At 41.1% G+C, this 17860-nt stretch carries 15 protein-coding genes, 1 tRNA gene and 1 rRNA gene; 13 read left to right on the plus strand and 4 right to left on the minus strand.

Annotation, left to right across the window (positions count from 1 at the left end; translation table 11 throughout):
- Positions 1 to 14: 14 nt before the first annotated feature.
- On the plus strand, positions 15 to 1412 hold the full coding sequence (locus WG954_RS09245) for an MBL fold metallo-hydrolase RNA specificity domain-containing protein (protein ID WP_340435753.1): 1398 nt from the start codon (positions 15 to 17) through the stop codon (positions 1410 to 1412).
- Positions 1413 to 1533: 121 nt separating this feature from the next.
- Here the strand turns inward: WG954_RS09245 and WG954_RS09250 are convergent, their stop codons facing one another.
- The 3 genes from WG954_RS09250 to WG954_RS09260 all read right to left on the minus strand — a co-directional run bounded on the left by WG954_RS09250 (position 1534) and on the right by WG954_RS09260 (position 3622).
- The gene (locus WG954_RS09250) at positions 1534 to 1656 is read right to left on the minus strand and encodes a hypothetical protein (RefSeq protein ID WP_340435755.1); all 123 of its coding nucleotides are present in this window, start codon (positions 1654 to 1656) and stop codon (positions 1534 to 1536) included.
- Positions 1657 to 1830: 174 nt separating this feature from the next.
- Positions 1831 to 3063, minus strand: coding sequence for a T9SS type A sorting domain-containing protein (locus WG954_RS09255; RefSeq protein ID WP_340435757.1), 1233 nt, complete (start codon positions 3061 to 3063; stop codon positions 1831 to 1833).
- A 487-nt stretch (positions 3064 to 3550) separates the two neighbouring features.
- Positions 3551 to 3622 (minus strand) — tRNA-Glu (locus WG954_RS09260).
- A gap of 228 nt (positions 3623 to 3850) precedes the next feature.
- Here WG954_RS09260 and gap point away from each other — a divergent pair.
- The 9 genes from gap (at position 3851) to WG954_RS09305 (ending at position 10819) form a co-directional block, all read left to right on the plus strand.
- Positions 3851 to 4861 (plus strand): type I glyceraldehyde-3-phosphate dehydrogenase, encoded by a 1011-nt coding sequence (gene gap / locus WG954_RS09265; RefSeq protein ID WP_340435759.1) that lies wholly within the window; start codon positions 3851 to 3853, stop codon positions 4859 to 4861.
- A gap of 7 nt (positions 4862 to 4868) precedes the next feature.
- A complete protein-coding gene (locus WG954_RS09270; protein ID WP_340435762.1) occupies positions 4869 to 5681 on the plus strand; it encodes a hypothetical protein in 813 nt (270 codons plus the stop codon).
- Between the two features lie 78 nt (positions 5682 to 5759).
- Positions 5760 to 6962 carry a phosphoglycerate kinase gene (locus tag WG954_RS09275; protein ID WP_340435766.1) on the plus strand — a complete coding sequence of 401 codons (1203 nt, stop codon included), beginning with the start codon at positions 5760 to 5762 and terminating at the stop codon, positions 6960 to 6962.
- 212 nt (positions 6963 to 7174) lie between these two features.
- Positions 7175 to 7765 carry a LemA family protein gene (locus tag WG954_RS09280; RefSeq protein ID WP_340435768.1) on the plus strand — a complete coding sequence of 197 codons (591 nt, stop codon included), beginning with the start codon at positions 7175 to 7177 and terminating at the stop codon, positions 7763 to 7765.
- Between the two features lie 16 nt (positions 7766 to 7781).
- Positions 7782 to 8357: a LemA family protein gene (locus tag WG954_RS09285; protein ID WP_340435770.1), complete on the plus strand. Its 576-nt coding sequence runs from the start codon at positions 7782 to 7784 to the stop codon at positions 8355 to 8357.
- A 10-nt stretch (positions 8358 to 8367) separates the two neighbouring features.
- Positions 8368 to 8829, plus strand: coding sequence for a TPM domain-containing protein (locus WG954_RS09290; RefSeq protein WP_340435772.1), 462 nt, complete (start codon positions 8368 to 8370; stop codon positions 8827 to 8829).
- Positions 8830 to 8837: 8 nt separating this feature from the next.
- Positions 8838 to 9650, plus strand: a complete 813-nt coding sequence (locus tag WG954_RS09295) for a TPM domain-containing protein (protein WP_340435774.1) — start codon at positions 8838 to 8840, stop codon at positions 9648 to 9650.
- Positions 9651 to 9729: 79 nt separating this feature from the next.
- The gene (locus WG954_RS09300) at positions 9730 to 9942 is read left to right on the plus strand and encodes a hypothetical protein (RefSeq protein WP_340435776.1); all 213 of its coding nucleotides are present in this window, start codon (positions 9730 to 9732) and stop codon (positions 9940 to 9942) included.
- 397 nt (positions 9943 to 10339) lie between these two features.
- Positions 10340 to 10819: a CinA family protein gene (locus tag WG954_RS09305; RefSeq protein ID WP_340435778.1), complete on the plus strand. Its 480-nt coding sequence runs from the start codon at positions 10340 to 10342 to the stop codon at positions 10817 to 10819.
- A gap of 75 nt (positions 10820 to 10894) precedes the next feature.
- Here the strand turns inward: WG954_RS09305 and WG954_RS09310 are convergent, their stop codons facing one another.
- Complete coding sequence (locus WG954_RS09310) at positions 10895 to 13378, minus strand: M1 family aminopeptidase (protein ID WP_340435780.1); 2484 nt, start codon at positions 13376 to 13378, stop codon at positions 10895 to 10897.
- A 186-nt stretch (positions 13379 to 13564) separates the two neighbouring features.
- On the opposite strand from WG954_RS09310, the gene WG954_RS09315 reads away from it, so the two are divergent.
- The 3 genes from WG954_RS09315 to WG954_RS09325 all read left to right on the plus strand — a co-directional run bounded on the left by WG954_RS09315 (position 13565) and on the right by WG954_RS09325 (position 17822).
- The gene (locus WG954_RS09315; protein ID WP_340435782.1) at positions 13565 to 14827 is read left to right on the plus strand and encodes a DUF4476 domain-containing protein; all 1263 of its coding nucleotides are present in this window, start codon (positions 13565 to 13567) and stop codon (positions 14825 to 14827) included.
- Positions 14828 to 14830: 3 nt separating this feature from the next.
- Positions 14831 to 15580, plus strand: coding sequence for a tRNA pseudouridine(38-40) synthase TruA (truA, locus tag WG954_RS09320; protein ID WP_340435784.1), 750 nt, complete (start codon positions 14831 to 14833; stop codon positions 15578 to 15580).
- A gap of 711 nt (positions 15581 to 16291) precedes the next feature.
- Positions 16292 to 17822 (plus strand): 16S ribosomal RNA (locus WG954_RS09325).
- Positions 17823 to 17860 lie beyond the last annotated feature (38 nt).

The following is a 17860-nucleotide window of genomic DNA, read 5'->3' on the forward strand; positions in this document are numbered from 1 at the left end:
TTTCAAATTGATTCATGAAACTTTCATTTCACGGAGCTGCACGTTGTGTTACAGGCAGCAAACATATACTTACAGTAAACGGTAAACGATTATTGCTCGACTGTGGTTTGTTTCAAGGTATGGGTAAAGATACCGATGCCTTGAATCGGCATTGGGGTTTTGATCCGGCCCAGATCGATTATATGATCCTGAGTCATGCACATATTGATCATAGTGGTTTGATTCCGAAGTTATGTAAAGATGGGTACAGAGGCGATATTCATTGTACAGATGCTACTGCATCACTTACCACCGTTTTATTAGAAGATAGCGCAGAGATACAGGAAGATGAAGTGAAATATGAGAACAAGCGCCGGGCCGCAACCAATATGCCTTACCTGCAACCATTGTACACCATTGAAGATGCAAAGGCTGCACTTGACCGTTTTGTTCAACATGAGTATGGCCAATGGTTTAAAGTAGCCGATGGCATTGAAGCAATGTTCACCGATGCCGGTCATATTATCGGCAGTGCATGCGTGCATTTACGGGTTACAGAAAACGGCAAAACAAAGACACTTACTTTTTCGGGTGATATTGGCCGTTACCGTGATGTGATCTTAAAATCTCCACAAGAGTTTCCACAGGCTGATATCATTATTATGGAATCAACTTATGGGAACAGTTTACATGATAATGCTGTTTCAACTCCTGATCAGTTATTGCAATGGATAGAAAAAGCATGTTTGCAAAAAAGAGGAAAGCTTATTGTTCCTGCATTTAGCGTGGGGCGCACACAGGAGCTGCTGTACGATCTTAATCAGCTGGAACTTGAACGCCGCTTGCCCGAGCTTGAGTATTTTGTAGATAGTCCATTGAGTATGGAAGCTACACAGATCGTAAAAAGCTATCCGGAATATTTTAATAAACGCATTCAAAAAGTATTGCAAACCGATAATGATCCGTTTGGTTTTAAAGGATTGAAGTTTGTAAAGACAGTAGATGAATCAAAATTATTAAACTTCAAAAGCGGTCCATATGTAGTCATCAGCGCAAGTGGCATGGCTGATGCTGGGAGAGTAAAACACCATATCAACAATGCAATTGAGAACAGCCGCAATACCATTCTGCTTACCGGTTATTGCGAACCACGTTCTTTAGGTGGAAAGCTTCTCGAAGGTCGCAAAGAGGTAAAAATATTTGGGGTAGAAAAGGAAGTGCATGCGGAGATAGGTCAAATCCGCAGCATGAGTGCGCATGGCGATTATGAAGATATGAGTCAGTGGCTCGCTTGCCAGGATCCAAAGTTGGTAGATAAGTTATTTATTGTTCATGGTGAGTTTGAAGTGCAACAGGCGTTTCAACAACGGTTGATGCGAAAAGGATTTACAGATGTTGTAATTCCGGAATTGCATTTTGAAATAGGGATATAAAAAAGCCCTCCGTTTTCCGGAGGGCACCGTCAGGAAAAACCCGATGCGGATTTGGGTTTGGGTAAACTTCACTTCTAATGTGGATGGGTTAGCAACAATTCTTTCCGTACCAAGAGACCAGCTAATATTTTTTATCGAATGATTCTTTTTGATTCTTTACGTAAACAGGCTGCAGTTGTGTAAAACCAAATGAAGGGAATTTCACTTTAATAGGTTTGAAAAGATCTGTAAGTATTTTGATCATGTATTCCATTTGTGGTTCTTTTAAGTTTGTTTAAGGTGCAGTTGGTTAGCAACTTGCTTTGTCCGTAAAAATAATCAGGTTAATATGTCAGTTATCAAATGTGGATTGAGTAATGTGTAAAGGTTAGCAACAGTGTTTGTCAGGCCAGCAACATATAGTCTTTACCGGAACCGGTTATTGTTTAATAAATTTCGAAGTGCTGACGATTGTACCGTTATTTACTTTCAGGATGTAGTTGCCGGTATTTAATCGTTGCACATTCAATTGTTGTACTTGTGCCGCTTCTTTGTTTTGATAACGTTGCACCAAAACTCCTGTGCTGTTATAAATTTCATAAGTTACCATTTTCTCCTGCCAGTCATTCGGGATCATTACACGCACTTCATTTGTTGCAGGGTTAGGGAAGGTGCTGATCTTAACTTTATGTCCTTCTGTTAAACGCACCATTCGTGTTTCTGAATAAGATGACTTGCCATCTACATCCACCATTTTCAATCGATAGTAGACTGCTTTGTCAGTGCTGTTCTGCAGGTCGTCTTTGTATTTGAAATTGTTTTCTGATGATGTTGTTTCAGGAGCAAATACAATGGCTGCTTCTTTAAAACTTCTTGCATCAACACTCTTTTCAACTACAAAGTGACTGAAGTTGTAGTGATTGGTTGTTGACCAGCTCAACAATGCATTCCTATCCTGAAGATTAGCCTGGAAACTAAGTAATGAAACGGGCAATGTAGAAGGCAGTGTAAAGTTGTTGAAATATAAACTGTATTGTCTTGAAGCATGTGAACCCGTTTCTGAATTTGCACCGAACTTTACTTCAAATGTAGATATGTTTAAGCCGGCAACCTGGAACATTACCTCTGTAGCACTTGTGCTGATTCCGCCAATCTCAACACCGGCAGTATTGTGAGCAATTACCCGGTTGATGTTGTTTTGAAGGGCAATATGCGGAGTTGCATTCATCAAAGCAGATACGCCACCGTTCATATTCAATTCGGCAAATTCTTTCATTTGATTGCTGCCGTCAATATCAAGTATCATGGCGTTCATGGTTGGGAATAAAAAGGGCTGGCCGGTTATTGAATGAACAAACTGAAAGGTGAATGTTACATAAGATTCGTTTTTGCCACCCGACTTGATCAGTGGCTGAAAACCTCCATCATACCCAAATCCGTTCTCGTCCATGTGTAGAATTGTACTGCCGTTTTCAATGTGGCTAATTGTAACAAATGCATTCGCAAACGGAGCCACGTTGTCATAACGGTAAACAGCACCCTGCTGTAAATCAGTACCACTAACGAGTTGAGGATTATTAAAATAAATCTGGGAAAAACCTGCTTGTGAGTTTAAAAGCAGGACAAGTACAAGCACGAAGGCTCTTTTTGATGTTGGGTAGAGGTACGTCATTGTTGTTCTTTTTATAGGGTCGGAATCTGCTTGGCTAAAGAATCTTGCTATTCGTCTTTCGGTAAACTATCAATTCGTCTAAGGGTATCTTCTTATCTGGAACAAAGTTGCACCGAGTTTTTAACATCAACAATAGTAGAACTACGAAGTAATTTTCGCAGTACTGGGAAATAGTAAAATTCGCAACAGAAAGGTATTGAAAATCAATACTTCGTTTAAAAAAACGAAACTCAGAAACACTGAAATATTTTTTTGAATTGGTTGAAATTGTACTCATTCAAACCCAAAACGCCGGTGTTAACCGGCATTTTCACGTCGTAAAAACAAAAATGGGGAGGTAAATATGCGGTTGAATTTTCAGTTGATGCAGTAAAATTGCAGGTTGTTTTTATGAGTTGACCGAGTACATGGTAAACCAGTTTAGTGAAGCTGATGTTGATGGCAAGCCATTGCGGGAAACAAAAAACCCCGCAAAAAGCGGGGCTTGTACCACGTACGGGATTCGAACCCGTGATTCCTCCGTGAAAGGGAGGCGTCTTAACCCCTTGACCAACGCGGCGTTTATTTTTGGGAGTGCAAAGATAGGTTTGGGCTTATTACCTCCCAAACAATTTTCAAGAATTTATTCAAAACAAGGATACAAATCAGGAAAATAGAGCAAGGTGCTTTTCATCAGCCTGTATTTTACTGACAAGAATTATCTGTTGCGCAAGTAAAAACTAACAGGCTTTAATGGTTAATCTCATTAACTTCGCAGCGCATTTTTAACTACTAAACTATATTTCTCATGAGCACAGTAAAAGTTGCGATTAATGGCTTCGGACGTATCGGCAGGTTGGTTTATCGCCAAATCTATAAAATGGAAGGAATTGATGTGGTGGCGATCAATGATCTTACTTCTCCAAAGGTATTAGGTCACTTATTAAAGTATGATACAGCACAGGGCCGTTTTGATGCTGAAGTAAAGAGCACCGATAATTCGATTATTGTTAATGGCGACGAGATCAAGATTTATGCTCAGAAAGATCCTGCACAAATTCCCTGGGGATCACATAATGTAGACGTTGTGCTTGAGTGTACAGGTTTCTTTGCTGATAAAGCAAAAGCTGAAGGTCACATTACAGCAGGTGCTAAGAAAGTGGTGATTAGTGCACCGGCAACTGGCGATCTTAAAACAATTGTATTTAATGTTAACCATAATATCCTCGATGGCAGCGAAACAGTGATCAGCTGTGCAAGCTGTACAACAAACTGTTTGGCTCCAATGGCACAGGTGCTTGAAGAGAAATACAATATTGTGAATGGCTTAATGACAACTGTACACGCATACACAAACGATCAGAACACACAAGATGCTCCTCATCCAAAAGGTGACTTGCGTCGTGCACGTGCAGCGGCTCAGAACATTGTTCCTAACAGCACAGGTGCTGCAAAGGCAATTGGCCTGGTATTACCAAGCTTAAAAGGAAAGCTCGATGGTAGTGCACAACGTGTACCAACACTCACCGGTTCATTAACAGAAGTGACTGCTATCTTAAGCAAGAAAGTAACTGTTGAAGAAGTAAATGCCGCTATGAAAGCCGCATCAAACGAAAGCTTCGGTTATACAGAAGATGAAATTGTGAGCAGCGATATTATTGGTATCAGCTACGGTTCTTTGTTTGATGCAACGCAAACAAGAGTTCAGAATGTAGGTGATTCTCAATTGGTACGTGTAGTTAGCTGGTATGACAACGAAATGAGTTATGTGAGCCAGTTGGTGCGTACACTTCACTATTTTGCTAAACTTATCAAGTAAGATTTTTGTGAATACAAAACTGTTAAAGGGATATTTCGTTTGGAGTATCCCTTTTTTATTCCTTGCCTGCAACAGCGGTAACGGCACTGCAAAGTTGCTGCCTCCTGACCCGAAGAACAGCGAGTGGTATGTGCAAAAAGAAAAAGATGAAGATGACAGTGGCAACAAACTTGGTTTGTATGCCCTTCGTTTTTATCCCAATGGCAACTACACACTTTGTGCAGATCTTTTGTTTGAACAAGGTAAGTGGTCATTTGATGCACAGAAAAAATTATTGGTGCTTGATCCTGAAATTGGCGACACAACAATTAAGGAGCGATACCTTATTGATCAATCTCTACCAAAAGGAAAAGCACAATTCAGTTTTTACAGCGCATACCCGGTTGATAAAGCCAATCCTGATGAATTGGTAAAAGTTTTGGCCGTAACAAACAGCTCCAAAAACGATCCATTCAACAAGGAAATGCATAGTTGGCGGAACAGACCAACTCAGCAAGAAAATGATGTGCAGCTAAAACAACGTGTTGTTGCTTACCTGCAATTTTTATTGGCATTTTATCAGCATGCAAAAGATAATAACCTGGAAAATCCGGGAGGTACCTGGTATCCGCAGCCCATTAAATTCTACAGCAATAAAGTGAGCATGGCTTACGAGAATGAACTGGGCGATTGGTACACTTGTTTTTTCAGCAAAGAAGATGCTGTGAAAGGTTATCAACTCATCAGCGGTGCATTGATGAAAGCAAAGATCGAAGGAGAAAATGATGTGAGCCGTAACATTCATTGCGTTGAACAACTATTGGCAGCAGTGCAGAAATAATCATGAACTGAATTATTTTTCTGCGCCAGCCTGTAACTTCGTTTTACACTTAAACTATTGAACCAAACCATAATAATTATGAGCAAATTTTCAAACCATAATTTCAGCGGAGAGAAAGCATTGATCCGTGTTGATTTTAATGTGCCGCTTGATAAACAGACACAAGCCATTACTGATGATACAAGAATGACTGCAGCTATCCCAACCATCAAAAAAATATTGAATGATGGTGGTAGTGTAATTTTAATGAGTCATCTCGGTCGCCCTAAAGATGGTCCCGAAGAAAAATCATCACTCAAACATCTCATACCACATCTTGCTGAATTACTTGGCGGTAACACAACTGTTTTATTTGCCAATGATTGCATTGGCGAGCAGGCATACCTCACAGCAGGTATGATGAAACCTGGTGAAGTGTTGCTTCTTGAGAATTTACGTTTTTATAAAGAAGAAGAAAAGGGTGATGCAGCTTTTGCAGAAAAACTCAGCAAGCTGGGTGATGTGTATGTGAATGATGCCTTCGGCACAGCGCACCGAGCACACGCTTCAACAGCAGTGATCGCACAATTTTTTCCATCAGAAAAAAGAATGTTCGGTTTATTAATGGAAGGCGAAGTGGCAGCAGGAGAAAAAGTATTATTGCAGGCGGAGAAACCTTTCACAGCGATTATCGGCGGTGCCAAGGTGAGCGATAAAATTCTCATCATCGAAAACTTACTGGAACGTGCAACCGATATTATTATTGGTGGCGGTATGGCATACACATTCATGAAAGCAATGGGCGGCACAATCGGTAATTCATTGTGTGAGGAAGACCGTCTCGATACAGCTAAAGAAATTCTTGAAAAAGCAGCTGCTAAAGGAGTGTCTATTCATTTGCCGAGTGACTCGGTGATTGCCGACAAGTTTGCAGCCGATGCCAATACTTCAACCGCACCAAGCAATCATATCCCTGAAGGCTGGATGGGTTTGGATATTGGAGTAAATGCCTGTGAACAATTCAGGAATGTATTGTTGCATTCAAAAACCATTTTATGGAACGGCCCGATGGGTGTGTTTGAAATGACAAAATTCCAGCACGGAACAAAAACCGTTGCGCAAGCCGTGGCTGATGCTACCGGTAAAGGTGCTTTCTCTTTAGTGGGAGGAGGTGACAGTGTTGCGGCTGTGAACGATTTTGGATTTACTGATAAGGTGAGTTATATCTCAACCGGCGGAGGAGCAATGCTTGAATTTTTCGAAGGAAAAACATTGCCAGGAATTGCTGCAATTAAAGAATAATCATCTCAACCGATAAAAAAAAGAACGTCAGGGTGTCAGCTTTACAAGCTCGGCACCCTTTGTGTTATGTAAAAATCATCTTGACAAGTAAAATGTTTCGTTTAAATTTAATGAGAAATGCATTGTCGATCCCGCCAGTATTTTATCTGCTATCTGTAACAAACAGAAAAAGTAACACACTTATTAGTCAATTAAAACAAAAATAAACACACATGAAACCCGGACGCATCATTACCATTGTTGTAGCTGTTCTTTTAGCCTTTATACTTTTTAGAGGTTGCAGCGGTTATAATGGCTTGGTAAAGCAGGATGAAGTTGTAAAAAATGCGTGGAATAATGTTCAGACAGAATATCAAAATCGAGCTGATCTTGTTCCAAATCTTGTTAATACAGTAAAAGGAGCCGCTAATTTTGAACAGGAGACTCTGACAAAAGTAATTGAGGCGAGATCAAAAGCGACGTCTATCCAATTAAAAGCGGAAGATTTAACTCCAGAAAACTTGGCAAAGTTTGAACAAGCCCAATCTGAGCTGTCAGGTGCTTTAAGCAGGCTGCTTGTTACCGTAGAAAAATATCCTGATTTGAAAGCTGTGGCTGGATTCCAGCAATTGCAAGGTCAATTGGAGCAAATTGAAAATAACATTAAAAACTCTCGCAAAACATTCAATGAGGCAATTAACGGCTACAATGTTATGGTACGTTCTTTTCCAATGAATCTTTTTGCGGGGATGTTTGGGTTCAAAGCCAAAGAAGGATTCAAGGCTGCTGAAGGAACAGATAAAGCACCTGAGGTAAAATTCTAACTATATATTTAGAATAATGTCTAAAAAATATATTGTTGCGCTTATTGCTGTTATCGCTATTGTTATTTATTTTATTATTACTTATAACAATTTGGTAAGAAGAGATGAAGGTGTTAAGCTGATGTGGAATGAGATGCAAAATAATTATCAACGAAGGGCTGACCTTGTACCATCTTTAGTTGCAGTTGTCCAAGGTTCTGCTGCGTTTGAAAAAAAAATACTTGAAGAGATAGCGCAGAAAAGATCCGCAGCGGTTTCAAATCTTAACAAAGGCCTGAGTTATTCAAATTATAATTCTCAGGAGAAAACGCAGGCTGAGTTAGCAAATTCAATGAACCGATTAATTGCAGTAGTCGAAGATTATCCTGATTTAAAGTCTACAGAAGCATTCGTAGGTTTGCAAACCCAACTTGAAGGCACAGAGAGAAGAATAAAAATTGCAAGAAAAGATTTTAATGAAACGATTAATCTATATAATCAATCAGTAAGGCAATTTCCTTCGAGTCTTGTCGCAAATCTCTTTGGCTTTAAGGCAAAAGAAGGTTTTGCAGCAGAACCTGGCAGCGATAACGCACCCGAAGTAAAATTCTGACAAACAACAAATGGGTATCTTTTCATTCCTTACCAAACAGAAAGACTGGTTTACGCCGGACGAGCATGAAGCGGTTGTTAATGCAATCCGTGCATCGGAGAAGCGTACATCAGGTGAGATACGTGTGTTCATTGAAAGCCGTTGCAGTTATGTTGATCCGGTTGATCGTGCAGTGGAAGTTTTCTTTGGTTTGAAAATGGAGCAAACAGAAGACCGCAACGGTGTGTTGCTGTACATTGCCATGAAAGATCATCAGCTGGCTGTGTTTGGCGATAAAGGCATTCACGAAAAAGTTGGCACTTCTTTCTGGAACAATGAAGTAAAGCAAATGCTTTCTTCATTTGGTAAACAGAATTATGCGGAAGGAATTGTAAAGATCATTACTGATATAGGTGATGCACTGGTTACACATTTTCCTTATGAAAACGAAGACAGGAACGAATTACCCGACGACATCGTTTTTGGACGATGATAAATTACATGAAATCTATTCAATCAACCATACTTTCTTTTTTATTCCTTGTGCTGGCCTTAGCAGGTCGTACACAGGGAATTGAAAAGTATATTCCGCCTGTTCCAAACCCGGCCCGGCTGGTGAATGATTACCTGGATAAACTTACCCCCGAACAGGAAGAAGCGCTTGAACGCAAGCTTGTTGCTTACGACGACAGTACATCAAACCAGATCGTTATTGTAACGATTGGTGACATTGGTGACTATGACATTGGAGATTTTGCGGTTGCACTTGGCCGTAAGTGGGGCGTGGGAGGTAAAGAGTTTAACAATGGTTTGATCATTGTAGTGCTGGAAGATAAAGAACGTGGTAAACGAAAAGTATGGATTGCTACTGGCTACGGCCTTGAAGGAGCTATACCTGATATAACAACAAAGAAGATCATTGAAGCTGATATTGTTCCCAACTTTAAAGCCAATGATATTTATCGTGGATTAGATGAAGGTACCAGCGACCTTATGCGTGCAGCAGCAGGAGAATACAAAGCACCAGCCGGTTACAGTAACCGGAAAAAAGGAAAAGGTGGTGGCAGTATTCCTGTTGCAGCTATCATTTTCATTGTTATCATGATCATTATTTCCAACATCAATAAAAGAGGTGGCGGTGGTATGATGAGCCGCAGAGGTTACCGTAAGTTTGACAATACGCCACCCATCTGGTGGTTACCTTCAGGCGGATCCGGTGGAGGCGGCTGGGGCGGTGGTGGCAGCAGCGGAGGAGGCTTTGGTGGTTTTGGCGGAGGTAGTTTTGGTGGCGGTGGAGCAGGGGGTGATTGGTAAATGGTTACGCTATTAAATGATAGATGGGCCGCCTTAACTGGCGGCTTTTTTATGGCTTAAAAATTGAGTGTATGAAAGCATGGGAACAACGTTAAACATAAACCTTCCATGGGAAGAAGTAAAAGAGAAATTGCTTGAAGCCGAACCTTACTTAACCGAAGCAGATCTTGCATACGAAAAAGGAAAAGAGGAGGAATTACTTGAGCGGCTTGGCAAAAAAATGGGCAGAACATCCGATCAAATAAAAGGCTGGATTGAAAGTGTTGCATATACCGATGGCCTGGCAGGATAATTTTAGTGGTCAATAGTTTTTTCAAAAAACTAGTTCGCTGTTTCGGCTATACGATTTCCAATGGTGATTTCCACCCTTGCGCCAACTATGCTGCCATGAGACAGATTGCCGTTATGAAAACCGGATCCTTTTCTTACACAATTAATGAGAGGTACAGCGCCCGTAATATTGATCGATCGAATTCGGGCAGTTTTAAAATTTCGTCAGGGCTATCCAATCTTAACTCAAGTCTTTCCGGTTCGATCCTTTAACGTTTATCATCGTCAGGAAAACATCAGCAAAATCTTGCAATATATATTCATAACACAGCCAGTTATACCACTTCTCTCCCCATAGCTCCTTTATTCTCAGGAACAGAATTTGATTAGTTCCTGTTTTATAAAACAATACAGGTTGCATGTTCAACAAAACTATTTTACAGGAGATCGCCAATATTTTATTCCGGGAACAATACACGATTGCTGTAGCAGAGAGCGTAACAGCGGGTTTGTTGCAGGCCGCCTTGGCATCTGCTGAAAATGCAACTATTTTTTTTCAGGGCGGAATCACAGCCTACAATGCCAGGCAGAAATACCAGCATCTGCATGTTGATGTTTTGCATGCGGTTAGTTGTAACTGCGTGTCAGCATTTGTTGCGTCGGAAATGGCAGTGGCCGTGAGCAAGTCGTTCACCAGTGATTTGGGTATTGGCATTACGGGCTATGCATCTCCATTGCCCGGGCATTCAATGAATCCTTTATATGCTTTCTATGCAATAAGTTTTAAGTACGAGATTGTAAAGGCTGGTGAAATTTTGGCGGAACCTGATGAGCCATCCCAGGTGCAATTAAAGTATGTTAATTCGATACTGCTTGCGTTACGGGATACATTGAAATAAAAATCGGGCTTAGTTAACACAAACAAAAATGCGGTTCAACAGAACCGCATTTTTGTTTCATCACTTGTTCTCTCATCACTTCATCTTGCTCTTAATATAATCGATCTGTTCCTGTAGTGCGTTCACATCTTCCCCTGCTTTCTTCAAAGTTTCTTTTTTACCAATGATGGTTTTGAGGAAATTCTCAAACACCGGACCTAAACCATATTGTTCGGGTATTGCTTCACGGAATTTTACAATTTCATCAATACCTCGTTTTACTTTTTCTGTATTCTTAATAGTGCCGAGCATGTTGGCATAAGTAGCAGTTAAATTGAATTTTGCCTGTGATAAGCCCATGCTGCTGTATGCTTTGGTGATCTCATCAAACGAATTTTCATCGCCACTTTTGATCAATGTATTCGCCACCGCTTCAAGGAGATTTCCTTTCATAGTCTGTTTTGACAAACGCTTTGCTTCGGTTAATGCAGCAGGCGGATCAAGTTTCTCCAATGCTGTTAATGCAGCAGCACTTAAAGTATAAGATGAATCATTGATCATAGAAGTAAACATTGTTTTGTAAACAGGTTTCTTCAAGTTGCCTAAGAACGTAACTGCTGCACTGCGTACAATACGGCTTGGGTCTTTTTTTGCAATGGCTTCAATAGAACTTTCTGTTGCATCAACAATGGCTGTTTTCTTTACATCTAATTTGCCAATGGCAAAATTGCGCAGACCGCTGTATTTGTCATTGATCGCTTCTTTCATAAATGCAACAGCTTTTGCATCGTCTTGTTTCTTCGAAATAAAATCGATTGCTTCTCTTCTGTCTAAATACAAACCTGCATACTTGTATTGATGAATGTATTCTTCAAGTGTTTTGTTTTCTTTCTTTACTGCCAGCAGCACTTTGTCGCCATCAAAATTCACAAGATCAGGTTTTGCAGATACAGCAAATGAAAATGTATCAACTGCATTTTTAACCCAAACCTGCTCACGTTTTTTGCTACTGCCATTGTAAATGTCAATTGCAACGGGAAGTTGAAACAATTTTTCTTTTTGTGTTTGTTTTACGATCACATTCACTTTCTTTCCGCTTTCATCATAACTGTAAGTAATATCTAATACAGGATGCCCTGCACCAAAATACCATTGGTTAAAGAACCAGTTAAGATCCTTGCCGGTTATTTCTTCAAAGGCAATACGTAATTGATGCGCTTCAGCTGATTTGTATTTGTTTGTACTTAAATAAAGATTCAGTGATTTGAAGAAAGCACTGTCACCAACGTAGTTACGGAGCATGTGCAAGATGCGGCCTCCTTTACTGTAACTCACTGCATCAAACATATCTTCCTTATCACGGTAGTAATATCGTACAAGATGTTTGTTTTCGCTGCCGCTGCCTAAATATCCCTGCATGGCACTGTAATGTGTTGCATCTGCTTTGTCTTTGCTGAATTTGTATTCATCCCAGAGGTATTCACTGTAATCAGCAAATGATTCATTGAGTGTAAGGTTGCTCCAGCTTTCAGAAGTTACATAATCGCCAAACCAGTGATGAAATAATTCATGAGCAATCGTGCCTTCCCATCTGTTGCCATCCACTAATTCACGTGCATCCTGCTGTGCACTTTCCTGGTGAAGCGTGGCAGTGGTATTTTCCATAGCGCCACTTACATAATCACGACCCACCATTTGCGCATATTTCACCCAAGGGTAGTCAACACCAGTAATCTTTGAAAAATAAGTCATCATCTCGGGTGTATTGCCAAAGATTTTCTTTGCAACAGAAGCATATTCTTTATCAACATAATAACTTACTTCTTTTCCTCGCCAGCTTTCTTTCACCACTGCAAAATCGCCTGCCCCCATAAAGAAGAGATATGGAGAGTGTGGTTGATCCATCTTCCAGTAATCAGTGCGTGTGCCATTGCTGTTTGGTTTTTGGCTCATCAGTTTGCCATTGCTTAGTGTTACCCATTTTGCCGGCACAGTTAAATAAAAATCCTGTGTTGTTTTCTGATTTGTTTTGTCGATTGTAGGAATCCAAACGCTGGTAGCTTCGGTCTCACCTTGCGTCCAGAACTGCGTTGGTTTGTCCTTCTCTTCGCCTTTGGGGTTGATAAAGTACAAACCTTTTGCATCGGTAATAGCAGCACTGCCTTCTGTTTTAAAATCGTTTGGCTTTGCTACATAGTTGATGTATACGGTATACGCCTCGCCACCTTTGTAGGTTTTGTCGAGAGTTACTTTCAACAGCAATCCATCATATTCATGCTTTAGTTTAGTGCGTGCTGTTCCATTCTGAATAGCCACTTCTTTAATCTCCATTCCTTTTGCATCAAGGATTAGTGTATTACTTGGATAGAAGTAAGGCTTCAGAGTAAGCCATGCGTTCCCTTTTAACTGTGCATTTGGTATATCAAAACTGGCTTCAAGTTTTGTGTTTACAAGTGCGTGTGTCTTTTCAGGCGTTGCACGATAGATCTTTTTCCAGCTTGTATCAGCCGGTTCCTGCTCCTGGGCAAATACGGCGTTAACGCTAAGCACCAACAGGCCGATGATGAGATTTCTTTTCATGATTTCTTTTAATTGTTTGTTTGGGAGTACCTGTTTACAAATAAGTGTATGACGGCAAGCATTTGTTACGGGTTTCCTGTTTTCTTGATTTTTAGCGTGTAAAGATAAAGTGGCTCGTGATTTGGACAGTAGATTTTGACAAATGGTTTGTGATTCGGATAAACAAAAAAAATTAGCTTTGTTGCTATGCGAACATCAGTGATCAAAAGACTTGCATTAGTTATGGTGGTTTCAGCCTTTTTCAGCCTGCAGGCAAAAAGCCAGTTAAATCATTTCATTTATCTCCAAACAGACAACCAGCAACCTTTTTATATCAAGTATAATAACAGGATCATTAGTTCATCTTCTTCGGGCTACCTGATTCTTCCGAAGCTGAAGGATGGAGTGGTAGATTTTGCAGTAGGTTTCCCAAAAAGCGATCAGCAGGAACAGCAATTCAGATATACAATTGATAAAGCAGATAAAGGGTTTCTGTTAAAAAACTTTAGTGATAAAGGCTGGGGGCTGTATGATCTTCAAACATCTGCGATAGTTTACGCTGCGGTTAAAACTGCGGCAACCAATACCAGCACAAGCAGCACAGTTGCACCTGCAAATGATCCTTTCAGCAACATGCTTTCGAAAGTAACTCAGGATAGTACCGTGAAAACAGTAACGGTGGTTAAGGAGCCTAAACCTGTAGTTGTGGATACAGCAAAACCCACAAAGGTTGAAGTTGTAGCTACTACACCTGCAAAAGATACAATAACCGCCAAACCCGAAGTAAAGCCTGAAAAAGTTATTGAACTACCTGTGGTAACGGAGCCAGATTGGGTTGCTCCTGCAAAATCATCCATCAAACAGGTTCGAAGATTTGAAAGCAGGGAAGGAGCTGATTTTGTGTTTGAAGTTGGTGAAAGCAATGGATTGAAAGATACGGTTCGCCTGTTTATTGAACGGGATACAGTAGCAAATCCTATTGTACCTCCTGCAATAATCGAAACACCAAAAGCAGAGAGTATAAAGAAAGACACCGTGTTAGTGGTTGAACAGCCCAAAAAAGAAGAGCCTGTTGTGAAGAAAGAAGAAGTAGTTGAAAAGAAAGAACCTGTTGCCCCTCCGGCAGTTACAGAACCAGTTCAGAAAAAAGAAACAGCAGCATTACCAAATAGTAACTGTAAAGATTTTGCTACCGAAGACGATTTGATAAAGCTTCGCCGCCGCATGGCTTCACAAAGGAGGGATGAGCAGTTGGTAGATGAAGCAAAGAAAGCTTTCCGCACAAAATGTTTTACCACAAGTCAGTTGAGAAACCTGTCGGCATTATTCCTTACAGATGAAGGACGTTATCGTTTTTTTGATACAGCCTTGCCATTCGTAACAGACTACAGCAACTTTAAGTCTTTGGGTGAAACCATTCAGGACGAGTATTATAAAAAGCGGTTCATTGCCCTTCTCCCTAATCAATAAGCTATGCCACGTTACTTTCTGGAGCTTAGTTACAAAGGGGAAGGGTACAGTGGTTTCCAGGTGCAGCAGAATGCTGTTACCATTCAGGCTGAAGTAGAGAAAGCTTTCCGGATCTTTTTCAGAAAAGAGGTGGAGCTTACCGGTTCATCAAGAACAGATGCAGGTGTACATGCGCTCCAGAACTATTTTCATTTCGATTTGGAAGATGAATTTCCACAGGCTTCTGTTTATAATCTCAATGCTATTTTGCCTCCGGCCATCGTAATTAAGTCTGTAAAGGAAGTTAAGCCCGATGCGCACAGCCGTTTTCACGCAACAGCCAGGGTATACAAGTACTTTATTTACGATAAAAAAAATCCCTTTATCGACGATCGTGCCTGGTACCTGCCATACACACTTGACGAATCGTTATTAGACGAATGTGCTCAATTGGTAAAGAATAACCTTGATTTTTCTGCCTTTTCAAAACGTAATACCCAGGTTAAAACATTTCAATGCAACATTACCGTAAGTGAATGGATAAAAGAGGATGGATGTCTTGTTTATCATGTTCAGGCAAACCGTTTTTTAAGGGGAATGGTGCGTGGGCTTGTTGGAACAATGGTGAGAGTGGCCAGAGGAACCATGACATTTGAAGCTTTTGAAACACTTCTTACTCAAAAAGCACTGGCTGCTGCAGATTTTTCGGCACCTGCAAAAGGCCTGTTTTTAGTTCGGGTGAACTATCCTGAGCAACTCTTCCTTAAACCATAGAAAATTATTTTACGCTGAAACGCTTTGCCACAAAGCATTTCAGCTTTTGCCCTGAAAAAAGATTCAAAAAGGTTTGGTTTGTAACCCATTACACCGTTACCTTTGCAGCCCGCTTTGAAAAAAACGGGTAGTTCTTCAAAAGGTTATTTTCTCCTCTCAACTCTATCGATTCCTTTTTATTTGTTTCTAAAAAAGTTGAAATAAAACGAAGAAAAATTTGGCAGATTAAAATTGCCGCTTACCTTTGCAACCCGCTTTGAAAAAAGCGAAAGTTCTTCAAAGGTTGGCAGTGAAAATCAGCAATAAAACAGATTCTTTCCCACGTTCAAATCGATAAAAAAAGTTGAAATAAAACGAAGAAAAATTTGGCAGATTAAAATTGCCGCTTACCTTTGCAACCCGCTTTGAAAAAAGCGAAAGTTCTTCAAAAGGTTTACAGCGAAAGTTCACATCAAAACAAGTTTATTCTTCGAATGAAATCAGCAAAAAAAGTTGAGAGAAAACAAAGAAAAATTTGGTGAATTAAAAAAGCCACTTACCTTTGCACTCCGTTTAAAAAACGGGGACACGAAAACAAACAAAGTTCTTTGAAAGTTTGAAAGCAACAGCAACGTTTTAATTTAATTAGAACGGGTAAATTTTAAGCGTAAAATAATTCGATTTTTGAACTGTTAATTCTTGAGAATTAATAGTCAGTATCAAACAACATTTACAATGGAGAGTTTGATCCTGGCTCAGGATGAACGCTAGCGGCAGGCTTAATACATGCAAGTCGAGGGGCAGCAGGTTTGTAGCAATACAGATGCTGGCGACCGGCAAACGGGTGCGGAACACGTACGCAACCTTCCTTTAACTGGAAGATAGCCCACCGAAAGGTGGATTAATACTCCATAATATAACTGAATGGCATCATTTAGATATTAAAGCTCCGGCGGTTAAAGATGGGCGTGCGTCTGATTAGGTAGTTGGCGGGGTAACGGCCCACCAAGCCTACGATCAGTAGCTGATGTGAGAGCATGATCAGCCACACGGGCACTGAGACACGGGCCCGACTCCTACGGGAGGCAGCAGTAAGGAATATTGGTCAATGGACGCAAGTCTGAACCAGCCATGCCGCGTGGAGGATGAAGGCCCTCTGGGTTGTAAACTTCTTTTCTTTGGGACGAAACCCCTATTTCTATGGGGACTGACGGTACCAGAGGAATAAGCACCGGCTAACTCCGTGCCAGCAGCCGCGGTAATACGGAGGGTGCAAGCGTTATCCGGATTCACTGGGTTTAAAGGGAGCGTAGGTGGACTTTTAAGTCAGTGGTGAAATCTCTGGGCTTAACCCGGAAACTGCCATTGATACTATTAGTCTTGAATTCTCTGGAGGTAAGCGGAATATGTCATGTAGCGGTGAAATGCTTAGATATGACATAGAACACCCATTGCGAAGGCAGCTTACTACGGAGACATTGACACTGAGGCTCGAAAGCGTGGGGATCAAACAGGATTAGATACCCTGGTAGTCCACGCCCTAAACGATGATTACTCGACATTAGCGATATTACTGTTAGTGTCTAAGCGAAAGCATTAAGTAATCCACCTGGGAAGTACGACCGCAAGGTTGAAACTCAAAGGAATTGGCGGGGGTCCGCACAAGTGGTGGAGCATGTGGTTTAATTCGATGATACGCGAGGAACCTTACCTGGGCTAGAATGCATTTTGACCGCAGGTGAAAGCCTGTTTTGTAGCAATACACAATTTGTAAGGTGCTGCATGGCTGTCGTCAGCTCGTGCCGTGAGGTGTTGGGTTAAGTCCCGCAACGAGCGCAACCCCTATCTTTAGTTGCCATCAGGTAATGCTGGGAACTCTAAAGAAACTGCCGTCGTAAGACGTGAGGAAGGAGGGGATGATGTCAAGTCATCATGGCCTTTATGCCCAGGGCTACACACGTGCTACAATGGGGGGGACAAAGGGCTGCCACTTAGCGATAAGGAGCTAATCCCAAAAACCCTCTCTCAGTTCAGATTGGAGTCTGCAACTCGACTCCATGAAGCTGGAATCACTAGTAATCGTATATCAGCAATGATACGGTGAATACGTTCCCGGACCTTGCACACACCGCCCGTCAAGCCATGGAAGCTGGGTGTACCTAAAGTCGGTAACCGCAAGGAGCCGCCTAGGGTAAAACTAGTGACTGGGGCTAAGTCGTAACAAGGTAGCCGTACCGGAAGGTGCGGCTGGAATACCTCCTTTTTAGAGTACGCATTTTTACTGCTGTTGCTTTTTTCTTT

Source organism: Lacibacter sp. H375 (genome assembly GCF_037892425.1).
Classification (GTDB): domain Bacteria; phylum Bacteroidota; class Bacteroidia; order Chitinophagales; family Chitinophagaceae; genus Lacibacter.